This is a genomic window from Plantactinospora sp. CNZ320, assembly GCF_002846275.1.
Map to the genome: position 1 here is coordinate 3,143,176 of NZ_PJMP01000001.1, position 11,356 is coordinate 3,154,531.

10 protein-coding genes and 1 tRNA gene are annotated in these 11,356 nt (G+C 72.8%); 4 read left to right on the top strand and 7 right to left on the bottom strand.

Features of this window, described 5'->3' with window-relative positions; all coding sequences use genetic code 11:
* Nucleotides 1–2: 2 nt before the first annotated feature.
* The 4 genes from CLT71_RS13760 to CLT71_RS13775 are packed head-to-tail and all read right to left on the bottom strand — an operon-like array spanning nucleotide 3 to nucleotide 4,348.
* On the bottom strand, nucleotides 3–746 hold the full coding sequence (locus tag CLT71_RS13760) for a P-loop NTPase (RefSeq protein WP_143743469.1): 744 nt from the start codon (nucleotides 744–746) through the stop codon (nucleotides 3–5).
* Nucleotides 747–774: 28 nt separating this feature from the next.
* Nucleotides 775–1,983, bottom strand: a complete 1,209-nt coding sequence (locus tag CLT71_RS13765; RefSeq protein WP_101367451.1) for a type III PLP-dependent enzyme domain-containing protein — start codon at nucleotides 1,981–1,983, stop codon at nucleotides 775–777.
* Nucleotides 1,980–3,431: a cysteine--tRNA ligase gene (gene cysS, locus CLT71_RS13770; protein ID WP_101367452.1), complete on the bottom strand. Its 1,452-nt coding sequence runs from the start codon at nucleotides 3,429–3,431 to the stop codon at nucleotides 1,980–1,982. Before cysS ends, CLT71_RS13765 begins: the two co-directional genes overlap by 4 nt.
* On the bottom strand, nucleotides 3,428–4,348 hold the full coding sequence (locus CLT71_RS13775; RefSeq protein WP_158242233.1) for a class I SAM-dependent methyltransferase: 921 nt from the start codon (nucleotides 4,346–4,348) through the stop codon (nucleotides 3,428–3,430). The genes cysS and CLT71_RS13775 overlap by 4 nt, the downstream gene beginning before the upstream one ends.
* A 228-nt stretch (nucleotides 4,349–4,576) precedes the next feature.
* Here CLT71_RS13775 and CLT71_RS13780 point away from each other — a divergent pair, with 228 nt between their 5' ends.
* A complete protein-coding gene (locus tag CLT71_RS13780; RefSeq protein ID WP_101367454.1) occupies nucleotides 4,577–5,773 on the top strand; it encodes a phosphoenolpyruvate carboxykinase (ATP) in 1,197 nt (398 codons plus the stop codon).
* Between the two features lie 34 nt (nucleotides 5,774–5,807).
* Entirely contained in the window at nucleotides 5,808–7,181 is a 1,374-nt protein-coding gene (locus tag CLT71_RS13785) for a nucleotidyltransferase family protein (RefSeq protein ID WP_101367455.1), read from the top strand.
* Nucleotides 7,182–7,213: 32 nt separating this feature from the next.
* Here the strand turns inward: CLT71_RS13785 and CLT71_RS13790 are convergent, their stop codons facing one another.
* Nucleotides 7,214–8,209: a PLP-dependent aminotransferase family protein gene (locus CLT71_RS13790; RefSeq protein ID WP_101367456.1), complete on the bottom strand. Its 996-nt coding sequence runs from the start codon at nucleotides 8,207–8,209 to the stop codon at nucleotides 7,214–7,216.
* A 146-nt stretch (nucleotides 8,210–8,355) separates the two neighbouring features.
* Between CLT71_RS13790 and CLT71_RS13795 the strand changes: the two genes are divergently transcribed.
* Complete coding sequence (locus CLT71_RS13795) at nucleotides 8,356–9,363, top strand: GNAT family N-acetyltransferase (RefSeq protein WP_143743470.1); 1,008 nt, start codon at nucleotides 8,356–8,358, stop codon at nucleotides 9,361–9,363.
* Here CLT71_RS13795 and CLT71_RS13800 read toward each other — a convergent pair.
* A complete protein-coding gene (locus tag CLT71_RS13800; protein WP_158242234.1) occupies nucleotides 9,303–10,331 on the bottom strand; it encodes a S66 family peptidase in 1,029 nt (342 codons plus the stop codon). The genes CLT71_RS13795 and CLT71_RS13800 overlap by 61 nt on opposite strands.
* Nucleotides 10,332–10,427: 96 nt before the next feature.
* Between CLT71_RS13800 and CLT71_RS13805 the strand changes: the two genes are divergently transcribed.
* Nucleotides 10,428–10,501 (top strand) — tRNA-Cys (locus CLT71_RS13805).
* Here CLT71_RS13805 and CLT71_RS13810 read toward each other — a convergent pair.
* The gene (locus CLT71_RS13810; RefSeq protein WP_143743471.1) at nucleotides 10,470–11,333 is read right to left on the bottom strand and encodes a thioesterase domain-containing protein; all 864 of its coding nucleotides are present in this window, start codon (nucleotides 11,331–11,333) and stop codon (nucleotides 10,470–10,472) included. The two genes, CLT71_RS13805 and CLT71_RS13810, sit on opposite strands and share 32 nt — an antisense overlap.
* Nucleotides 11,334–11,356 lie beyond the last annotated feature (23 nt).

The following is an 11,356-nucleotide window of genomic DNA, read 5'->3' on the forward strand; positions in this document are numbered from 1 at the left end:
GTTCAGTTCCTCCGCATGAGCAGGTCGGCGACTGTGAAGATGCTTGACCGGAACTCGTCGACGCCCGGTGCGTCGGCGAGCAGCAGCGGGACCCGGCGCCCCGCCTCCTGGGCGGGTTCCGGGGCGAACGGCACCCGGGCCAGCAACGGAAGGTCGTCGATCGGATCGCCCGACTCCGCGACGAACAGCCGGGACGGCCTGCCGCAGTACTCGCAGGCGATGTGGCTCATGTTCTCCACGAGGCCCCGGATGCCCACCCCGAGCTGGTCGAGCAGGCGCCGGCCGCGGGCCAGATCCGCGGTGGACAGCACGTGCGGCGTGGTGATCAGTACGACCTGTGCCGCCAGCCGGCTGAAGACCTGCCGGTGCAGGTCGTCGAAGCCGGGGGGCAGGTCCACGACGACGTAGTCGTACCCCGCCCAGGCGTTGTGGAAGACGAGTTGCTCCAGCGCGCCTTCGAGATACTTGCCGGTCAGCAGGCCCGCCTCGTGGGGCTGGACGAAGAACCCGAGGCTGGAGACGTCGACACCGCCGTACCGGCCCGGCAGTACGCGGAACTGCACCATCGTCGGCGGGCTGCCGTCAAGGCCGCCCACCAGCTCGGAGACGTTCGGCCCGGACAGGTCGAGGTCGACGAGCCCGACCCGGGCGCCACGGGCGCTCAGCGCGTACGCGGTGTTGACGGCGATCGTGGACTTCCCGACGCCGCCCTTCGTCCCGTACATCAGGATCGTCGAACTCAACACGCCCCCCGTTCCGCGAACGCCGCGCCCGCTACGGACGGCGCCAGTGGTGATACGCCAACACGTCGTGTTCGTCGCCGCCCGGCGCCGACGCGATCACCCGGCCGTGCCGGACGAACCGGGTGGCCGGCAGCGGATACACGAACCGCTCCTTCATCACCCCCGCGTACGCGCCCGCATTGACCACGCGCACCCGCGTGCCGGGGCGCAGGCCGGCGGCCACGGCGCGGCAGATCTCGCTGCCCAGCCGGTCGACGAACAGCACCTCGACGCCCGGGTCGACGGGCGCGGCGCCGGGCAGCGGCTCGACGCGGAACCGGTGCCCCGGGGCGGGGATGAGGTAGTTGGTGGTGGCGTCGAGGATCGCCACCTGGCCGTCGCCCGACCGGGGGCGCACGTCCACCACCCGGCTCACCAGCGTCTCCGCGTCCGCGACGAGGAAGCGCCCCAGCTCGAAGACAGTCCCGACGCCCAGCTCGGCAGCGACGCGGTCGGCGATCGCCCGGAACGCGCCCTCGGCGCGCTCGTCCCCGACCTCCAGCCGGCTGGCGAAGCCGCCGCCGACGTTGAGGTGCGCCAACGCCACCGCAGGGTGGGTGGCGAGCTTGCCGGCGAGCGGCAGCAGGGAGTCGAGGAAGGCCAGGTGACTGCCGGCGTCGAGCTGGTTGGCGTACCTGTGGAAACTCAGGCAGGTGACCCGCAGGCCGCTGTCGGTGAGCAGGTCGGCGGCCACCGGCAGGTCCTCGGCCGGCATGCCGAGGAACCCGTACTTCTCCGGCCCGCCGTCAGCGACCGACCAGCCTGCGGCGCCGACGCGCAGGCCGATGCCGCCGTCCGGGGCGCCGCCGCCGCGCTCCCAGGCCGCCAGCAGTGACCGCAGCTCGGGCAGCGACTCCACGTTGACCCGCACGCCGTCGCGCACGGCGGCGGCAAGGGCGGCGCCGTCGCGGCCCACGCCGTTGTAGATGATGTCCCCGGCGGCGAAGCCGGCCTGCCGGGCCAGGTACAGCTCCAGCTCGGAGAAGACGCTGACCCGCGCCCCTGCGTCCCGCACCACGTCGAAGATCGGTCGCAGGTACGAGGCCTTCGCCGCGTACGCCACTACCGCTCCGGGCGCAGCCCGCCGGACCAGCTCGATCCCGCCCACCACCCGGTCGAGGTCCACTATCGACGTCGGGGTGGTCTCGATGGCGGGGTCGATGCCCGGCAGCCGCGTCACGTCGGCGAGGAAATCGGTCATTGACTGCTCCGCAGCGGCACCAGTTGGTAGCCGTCCGCCCCGTCCTGCACCACGTACCCGGCCGCCAGGATCTCGTCCCGCAACTGGTCGGACTCGGCGTAGCGCCGCTCCAGCCGCAGCTCCCAGCGTCGCTGCGCGAGCGCCGTCACCTCGGCGGGGATCTCGTCCGGCGCGGCACTCGCCCCGAGCTCCAGGCCCAACACCTCGTCGAACGTCCTGATCAGCGCCAGCTTCGAGGCGTCGTCCACGTCCGGGTCGCGCACCAGATTCCACAGGACGGCGATCCCGCGCGGGATGTTCAGGTCGTCGGCCAACGCGTCCACGAACTGCCGCAGGTACGGGCTGTCGACCCACTCCGCCGGCGCCGGGGCGTCGGCTGTCGCCTCCCGCAGGGCGGTCACCCGGCGGCCCAGCCGACGCATCGCGACGGCCGCCGACTCCAGCGCCGCGCGGCTGAACGACAGCGGGCTGCGGTAGTGGCTCAGCAGCACGAGGTAGCGGAACTCCAGCGGGTGGTAGCCCCACTCCTGCAGCGTGTCGACGGTGATCTGGTTGCCCTCGGACTTGCCCATCCGGCGCTCGCCTTCGAGGATCAGGAAGGCTCCGTGCATCCACCAGCGCGAGAACGGCACGCCGGTGGCCGTCTCGCTCTGGGCGATCTCGTTGGTGTGGTGGATCGCGATGTGGTCGATGCCGCCGACGTGGATGTCGAGGGTGTCGCCCAGGTAGGCCATCGCCATCGCCGAGCACTCGATGTGCCAGCCGGGAAAGCCCACGCCCCAGGGCGCCGGCCACTCCATGTCGCGCTTCGGGCCCTCGGCGCTGGAGAACTTCCACAGCGCGAAGTCGGTGGGGTGGCGCTTGTCCCCCATCGCAACCCGCTCGCCGGCCCACAGCTGCTCGCGCGTGTCGTTGGGCGTCAGCTTGCCGTAGTCGTCGATCATCGACGTGTCGAAGTACATGCCGTCACCCGTGCGGTAGACGACGCCCTTCTCCTCCAGCCGCTGGATCAGGGCGATCTGCTGGGGGATGTGGTCGGTCGCGCGCAGGACCAGCTCCAGCGGCGTGACGTTGAGCCGCTCCGAGTCGACGAAGAACCGCTCGGTGTACTTCGCCGCGATCTCCCAGGCGGTCATCCGCTCGGCGGCCGCGGCCTTGGCCATCTTGTCGTCGCCGGAGTCCGCGTCCGAGGTCAGGTGGCCGACGTCGGTGATGTTCATGGCGGCCCGCACGCCGTAGCCGGCGAACGCGAGCACCCGGCGCAGGATGTCGCCGAAGAGGTATGTCCGCATGTTGCCGATGTGCGGAGCACTGTAGACGGTAGGACCACACAGGTACACCCGGGCTGTCTCGCCGTCGGCGGGCGCGAAGGGGTCCACCGCACCGGTCAGCGTGTTGAACAGCGAAAGGCCCTGGCGCAGGTGCTTGCCGATGGTCTCGTTCGTCATGGGTATCCCACTCGTGTCATCGCTGGTTGTCGCTGCACGGAAGCGGGGTGACTGGTGAAGAGCTCCACTTCGTCACGAATGGCCCGCTTCTGGTACAGGAGAATGGAAAAGCCAGCGTAACCGAGGTTCTCGTTGAACAGACTCATGAATGAGGCCATCCGCGAGCGAATCTGCGCGCGGGTCGCGGGGTCGTACTCCTGAAGGTGTTCCTTGCTCATCAGAGTGTCGCAGTACAGCTCGATGTCGCGCTCGCTGCGGTTGTCGTACGCGAAGTCGGACTCGTAGTAGAGCTCCAGTCCGGGGTGCGACTCGAAGAAGGCACGCCAAGCGGCCTTTGTCATCACGTCGACAGGCGTGCCGATCGCCTCGGACACCTGTCCGACCAGCTCGCGGGGCGGATCTTCGCGGTAGTAGATCGGGACGGCGACCAGCGTGCCGCCGACCGCGAGGACCCGGGTGATCTCGTCCAGCATCGCCTGCTTGGCGGCCACGAACGAGACCACGTTGCTCACCCAGACGGCGTCGACCGCCTCGTCCGGCAGGGCCAGGCTGCACGCGTCGCCGCGCTGGAAGCGCACGCGGTCCGACACCGCGTGCGTCGCCGCGTACGCGCCCGCCTCGGTGATCGAATCGGGATTGAGGTCGATGCCCAGCACCGACGCGCCGGTGAGCAGCGCGAGGTTGACCGAGGTGAAGCCGGTGTTGCTGCCGATCTCCAGGACCCGGCTATGGCTGCCGATCCGGGCCTGGACGGCGACCTCCTGCACCGTGCGGATGCCGCCGGACGGGCGGTTCCGCTCACGCACCAGCCCGACGAACGACGAGTAGTCGAGCGCGGAGCAGTCGAGCGTGGCACGGCCGACTGTCGACCGGTCCCGCTCGGTCGTGGACAGCGTCTCCCGACCCGAGTCGATCATGCTGGAGGGGCTCCTTCGTGCAGGAGGGTGACCAGGGCACGTCGCCTGGTTCATCGACGGCAGTCACATTGTCCGACCACGGCGCGCCCACCCTACGACACGTCGCGGACGCATCGCTGACCCCTAAATACCTGTCATGCCCACCCCCTGGGGTGATCGGCTACCGTGCACCCGGACTGGTCCCGTGAGCACGCAGGCGGGCCCGCCACCGGGAGGATCCGCACACCCATGGGGACATCGTCCGCCCAGGCCAGGCGATCGGCCGGCCCGCCGCCCTCGACCGGTGACGCCGTCGTCGGCCCGGCCCTGCTGCGCTTCGCCACCGCCGCGATCCCGGTGCACATCGACCCCGCCGCAGCCGACGCGATGGCGCCCGTCATGCGGTTCCTCCGCCCGCACGTCGAGATCGGCCCCGCCGGGTCGGGCTCGACCGGCCCGGCGTCGATCGAGTTCCTGCCGCGCGCCGCGTGGGCGCGACCGGCGCGGGACGGCGAGCGGACGCTGGTGCGTCGGCGCACCCCGGGTAAGCACGTCTGGGGCGAGCGCTGGCAGGCCGGTGGGCGAACCGTGCTGTACGTGCCGTCCAGCGACACCGCGCTCGACCTGGCCGACGACGGCGGCCACGCCCGCGTCCACGTCTCCGACAGCTCCCGCTACCACGCCAGCGACCTGCTGCGGGACGTGATGTGGGAGCTGGCCTCGCCCGACGGGATCTTCGTCCACGCCGCGGCGGTCAGCGACGGCGCCGGCGTCATCGCGGTGACCGGTCCGAAGGGCGCCGGGAAGACGACCACCGCCGTGGACCTGCTCCACGCCGGCTGCGCCTTCTTTACCGGGGACGTGCTGTTCCTGACCGGCGACGCCGCGTACGGCTTCCCCGATTACCCGCACGTGGGGTGGGGGACGCTGCGCGCCTTCCCGCGCCTGCTGTCGGCGGTCGCCGCGCTGGGCCTGACGCCGGGCGACGACGGGGAGAAGGTGCTGCTGCCGCACGACCTCTACCGGACGGCCCTCGACGCGGCCCATTCCGTGCCGCCCCTTCCGCTGCACACTGTCGTCGTCTCGGAGCTGGGCGCCACCGGGCCGGCCCGGATCGAGCCGGCCGGGCCGCAGCCGGAGGCGCTCGCCCGGATGGACCGGCAGACCAGCGACCCCGGGCAGGGCTGGGAGCCCTTCCTGGCCGCGCTCAGCGCCCGCGCCGCTGACGCCCGCGCCGTCGAGGGCCGCGCCGTCGAGGGCCGCGCCGTCGAGGGCCGCGCCGCCGAGGGCCGCGAGGGCGAGGGCCGCGAGGTTGACGGCCGCAAGGGCGAGGCCCGCGCGCCACGCGCGCCGTCCGAGCCGCGCCAGGAGCTGCGGTGGTACGCCCGGCGCGGCACAGGACGGCTGCCGGCCGATCAACTCCGGGCCCTACTGCGGCAGCAGTGACCGCCGCGACGCCCGACACGAGGGAGCTGACCACATGATCGAAGACGACTTCCCGGAGTTCGTGGTCGGGCTCGTCAGCCCGCGCCTGACCGCCACCGAGCTTGTCGAACGCCTGCACGCCGTGCCCCGGCAGCCGCGCGACATCGCGCTCAGCATCGCGGGCAACCGGTGCGTACTGGTCGCCGACCGCTTCCTGGCACAACACCCGGAGGACGACCTGCTGCGTCGGGTGAGCGAGGAGCTGGCGCCGTACCTGGAGCGGGCACGGACCCGGGTGGGCCAGATCGACCGGACCTCGGCGCTGCTCGACGAGCTGTCCCGCGACAGTGGTATCCCGATCTGGGGCATCAAGGGCCTGGCCAGCCGCGCCGCCTTTCCCGACCCGGCGCTGCGGCAGGTCAGCGACGCCGACGTCGCCGTCGCCAGCCAGGACCAGGCGTTCTACCTGGCGGACCGGCTGCGCCGGCACGGGTACGTCACCGACCGGTGGGAGCTGCCGTGGATCAAGGCCGACCGGGCGGGCACCCCGTACGGGCAGTACCGTCTGTTGGCGCCCCCCGACCTGCTGTCGGTCGACATCCACTTCGGGCCGGGATACTCCACCGGGCACTGCGGGCTGCTCCCGATCCCCATGCCCGACCAGGTGGGCTTCCACCCGCTGCCGGTGGTGGACAACCTGGCCCCGATGCTCGGCAACAGCGGCGGCGACGCGTTCATCACCACGAAGGACGTCAACGACCTGTGGGTTGCCAGCCGACACCTCACCGACGCCGATGTGGACGCGCTGGCGGCGGCAGCCCGGGACGTCGGGTGCCTCGGCCACCTCTGCGAGATCGCCCGGGTCACCCTGGAGGTGACGGCACTCGAAGACAGCAGCGCAGCCATCGTGCGCCGGCTCGCGGCGGCCGACGGTGGGGCGTCCGGCCGCCGGATCCTGGCCTCCCGCAACCGGCCGGTGGGGCGCGGGATCCGCGCCGCCCGGACGGCGCGCATGGCGTACCAGCAGGCGAAGGTTCTGACGGGCTCGCGGGTGAAGGCCGCCGCCGTGAGCCTGGGCGCGTTCGCCTACTACAGCGCCCCGCTGAAGGTCCGGGTCGTGCCGCTGCCGGCGCGCAACTGCCAGCCGGCGCCCTGGCGGTGCGTGCGGCTCGTTCCGGTGGACCTCGCCGAGCAGGCCCGGCGGCGCGGCGACGGTGACGCGGGCGCCAGCACGGGCCCCGCCGGCGACTGGCCGGGTGACGCGATCCCGCCCGAGCTGGCCGCCAACCCCCCGACCGGCGTCGTCGAACAGATCGAGGTGGACGGTGGCCGGCTCTACCGGCAGGGCCGGTCGGTGTTCGTACCCACCGTCTGGTATCTGATCCCGGCCGGGCTGCTGCGCGCCGCCGCACGGCTGGAGCGCTCCTGACACCCCGACCCGCCGCGCCGCGCCGGCCCGCCTCAGCCGGGCGCCGGCCGGTCGTTGTCGGCAGGTTCGACGACCCGCCCGTCCAGCACCTGCCGGATGTTCCGGATGCGCTCCCGGTCCAGGTCGGCCGGCGCGCCGACCAGGCACAGCCGGACAGTGTCGGTCCCGGCCCCGAAGCTGGCGCCCGGGTTGGCGAGAATGCCGAGCCGGAAGCGCAGCGTCGCGACCGGATCGGGGTGGGGTATCCGCAGCAGCAGCGACGGGCCCGTGCCGGTCCACCCGGCCGCCCCCGCCGGCTCGCCGCGCACCGCCCCGGCCACCTCCTCGGTCAGCCCGGTGACCAGGCGGGCCGTGTCGACGAGCGGCCCGAGCCCGGCCGCCGTGATGAACCGCGCCCAGGCCGACTGCCAGTGCGCGGGCGGCCCCTGGTACGGCAGGTCCGCCCGCAGCCGTCCGGGCAGGTCGCCGCTGAGCCAGCCCAACCGCGACCAGCTTCCGGCGAGCTTGTGGAACGAGCCCACGACGATGCTCGCGCCGATCCGCCGCGGTCGCCGCGCGTACCACCGGTAGGTCTCGTTCTGCACGACGATGCCGCCGGCCTCCCGGAAGCCGCGCAGGGCCGTGGCCGTCGGGTCGTCGACGCCGCCGCCGTCAGGGTTGCGCGCCGGCGACGTCACCCAGATCAGGTGCCGGTCGGCGGGGGTGGCGACCTCGAGTACGCGGCCGAGTGGCGCCGCCGTGACCTCGCAGCCGTGCCGGCGGAACAGCCGGGGCACATCGTCGAAGGTCGGCGCCTCGACCACCACCCGGCGGCCGAGCGACGCCAGCACCGGGATCACCGCCCGGACGCCGGATGTGACGAACGGCTCCTCGGTCAGGCCCAGCAGTTCGCGGAGGACCGCGCCCAGCGGGTGCCCGCGGGTGGACCTGTCGAAGTCGCCGGCGGTCTCGCGCAGGGCCGCCGTCCAGTTTCGACGCGAGGCGTCCGACCAGGTCGGCTCGCGTCCGGTCAGGTCGATGAGGTCCACAGACGTCCCCTCCTCCGGGCCTGGGGCACGCCGACGGTGACCTCCGGCGGCCGCCGCGGTTTGCCGGCAATGTCGGCTACGCTGGGCCGGGGCCGGCCGAGCGGGCCACCAGACCAACCGACCACAAAGGGCAGGTGCAGGACGGCGTGAGTGATGTCGAGACCACCATCCGCTCCGGCACCGACCTGCTCGCCGACCCCGCCTGGGAGGACATGGTCGCGAACGCCGGGTCGGTGTTCCACAGCGGTCGGTTCCTGCTCCCGTGGTGGCGCGACCGGACGCGCAAGCAACCCGACAGCCAGCTCGTCGCGGCGACGTTCACCGACGGGCCGGACATCGTGGGCGGCTGCCTGTTCGAGCTGCACGACGGCCTGCTGACCTTCGCCGGCGGGCAGGACGTCGTCGACTACATGGGCCCGGCGTCGGTGAGCGGCCGGGAGAAGGACGTCGCAGCGGCCGTCACCCGGCTGGTCTTCGACGACCTCGCCGCCGAGCCCGGTTGGCGGCGGCTGCGCCTGGGCGGTCTCGTCGCCGACGACGTGGTGGGTCAGGAACTGATCGCCGCGTTCACCCAGCGCGAGTCGGCGACGCGGGTCGAGCTCTACGATCGCGCACCGAAGATCGACGATGCGCCGAAGGGATATCTCGCCCTGCTCAACGCCAAGCGGCGCGCCGAGATCCTGCGCAAGCGCAGCCGGCTGGCCGAGGCCGTGGGCGAGGTGACACTCGTCACCTCGACCGCCGACGACTGGCGGCCCGCCGCCGAACGCCTCCTGGCCTGGAAGGCCGCCACCACCCCCGCCATGCGCACCTTCGTCGCCGAGTACGGCGACTTCGTGTACGACATGCTCGCGACGCTCGCCCCGGCGGGCGCGGCGCAGGTCGCCGAGTTGTGCGCCGGGCAGCGGCGGCTCGCCTCCGCGATCGTGCTCAGCCACCGGCGTACCCGCTACCTCTACAACATGTCGTACGACCAGTCGCTCACCCAGGCGTCGCGGGCCAGCCTGGCGCCCGGGGTGGTGCTCGTGTCGCACCTCACCGAGCAGGCGCTGGACGCCGGCTGGCAGTTCGATTTCCTCAAGGGCGCGCAGGATTACAAGCTCCGGCTCGGCGGCGTCCCGAGGGACATGGTGGTCATGACAGTGGAGCGCTGAGCGGGCTCGCGCGCGGCGACCGCCGGCTCGTCAACCCGCAGCAGCCCCGCCTCGGCGTCGATCGTCGCGGTCACGCCGATCGGCAGGCTGAGCAGCGGGACTGTGTGCCCCAGGTCGACGTCGGCCAGGGCGGGCAGCCTGCGGTCCAGCGCCAGGCGGGCGAACGCCCGGTACAACGCGTCCGGCCGGTCCACGACGAGCGGGCGGCCGAACACCAGCCCGGCCGCGCGGTCGAAGACGCCGCCGGCCTCCAGCCGCCCGAGGTCGGCGGCTACCTCGTCGACGTGCGGGGCGTTGGTCTCCAGGAAAACCAGCGCCCCGTCGGTGTCCGGCAGGTACGGCGTGCCCAGCAGGCTCGCCATCGTGCGGACATGGCCGCCAACCAGCCGGCCCCGCGCGACGCCGGGCGCCAGCGCCCACCAGCCGGTGGCGGCCGACCGCTCGCGCGGCCGGTCGTCGTCCCGATCCCACCAGGGCGCGTCCGTCGAGCTACGGGCCGGCGGCGCCAACACCCGCCCGGCGGCGGGCACGCCCGGTGACAGCGTGTCGAGCAGCGACATCGACGTGTACGGGTCGACGCCGTCAGCGTCGCCGAACGACGGCAGCAGGGTCGGGCCGTGGCAGGTGACCAGGCCCGTCCGCGCGTACACGGCGAGCAGCAGCGCCGTGATGTCGCTGAACCCGCAGAGCACCTTCCGGCTGGCCGCCAGCAGGTTGTAGTCGACGTCGTCGAGGATCTCCACCGAGGTCTTCCCGCCGGTCGTGCAGAGGATCACGTCCACGTCTGGATGCTCGCAGCACCACGCGATGTCCGCGGCGAGCGCGGCCGGGGACGGCTTACGCTCCGGCTGCCAGGTCGCGTGCGGGCCGAACAGTGGGCGGAAGCCGAGCCCCGCCAACGCCCGGACCGCGCGCGCGGTCCGGCGCGGAAACGGCGCGATGCTGCTCGACGGCGTGACGAGCCCCACAGCACATCCGAGGCGGGGGGCCAGCGGCCTCGTCACCCCGCACCCAGGTATAGTCGTGCATGCGTTCCAGCTGTGCACTCTGGACAGCTGCACCCCGGTGGAGTGGCCGAGAGGCGAGGCAACGGCCTGCAAAGCCGTCTACACGGGTTCAAATCCCGTCTCCACCTCCATCGTTCCGGTGCGCCGGGTCACCGTCGGCGGTCGGTTCCGCCGCTCGGTGTGCCGGCTGCGGGGCCGCGGCTCGTGGCCGGTCGTCGCCAGGTCTCCCGCGATCTCGACCAGCAGCTCCCGGCTGTGGTCGCGCAGGAAGAGATGGCCGCCGGTGAAGGTCCGGAGCCGGAAGCCGCCGGTGGTGTGATGGCGCCACGCCGCCACGTCCGGCACGTCGACCTCGGAGTCGTCCACGGCCGCGAAGCAGGTCACCGGCGGCGACAGCGGGCCGGAGGGCTCGTGCCGGTACCGCTCGCAAGCCTCGAGGTCGGCGCGCGTGATCGGGGCCAGCGCGAGCAGCAGGTCGCGGTCGCGGACCGCCGAAACCGAGGTGCCGGTCATCTCCAGCAGTCGCTCCAGGAAGTCGTCGTCGGGCAGTCCGCTGATCGGCGTCCGCTTGGGCCGGCGGTCCGGCGCCCGGTGCCCGGACAGGAACAGCCGCGCCGGCAGCGGCCCGCCCTCGCGCGCCAGCAACCGGACCAACTCGTACGCCATCAGCGCGCCCATGCTGTGTCCGAAGATCGCGTACGGCCGGTCCAGCAGCGGCGCCAGGTTCTCCGCGCAGCCGGTCAGCAACGACTCGAAGCGACGCACCAGCGGCTCGTCCCAGCGCCCCTCGCGGCCCGGGTAGTGCACGGCGCACACCTCGACCGCCAGCTCCGGCGGCAGCCGCCAGTCCCGGAACACCGAAGGGCCACCCCCGGCGTACGGGAAGCAGAACAGCCGCATCGCCGGGGCCGGATGGCGCTCGGGGTACCTACGGACCCATGTCTCGTGTGGGGGCCGCGTCACAGCCGTCCACCTCCCTATCCGCG

Excerpts from the sequence above, each read along its gene's own strand:
- CLT71_RS13765 (WP_101367451.1), bottom strand. The coding sequence starts at position 1,983 with ATGACCGATTTCCTCGCCGACGTGACGCGGCTGCCGGGCATCGACCCC.
- CLT71_RS13785 (WP_101367455.1), top strand. The coding sequence starts at position 5,808 with ATGATCGAAGACGACTTCCCGGAGTTCGTGGTCGGGCTCGTCAGCCCG.
- CLT71_RS13780 (WP_101367454.1), top strand. The coding sequence starts at position 4,577 with ATGGGGACATCGTCCGCCCAGGCCAGGCGATCGGCCGGCCCGCCGCCC.
- CLT71_RS13775 (WP_158242233.1), bottom strand. The coding sequence starts at position 4,348 with ATGATCGACTCGGGTCGGGAGACGCTGTCCACGACCGAGCGGGACCGG.
- cysS (WP_101367452.1), bottom strand. The coding sequence starts at position 3,431 with ATGACGAACGAGACCATCGGCAAGCACCTGCGCCAGGGCCTTTCGCTG.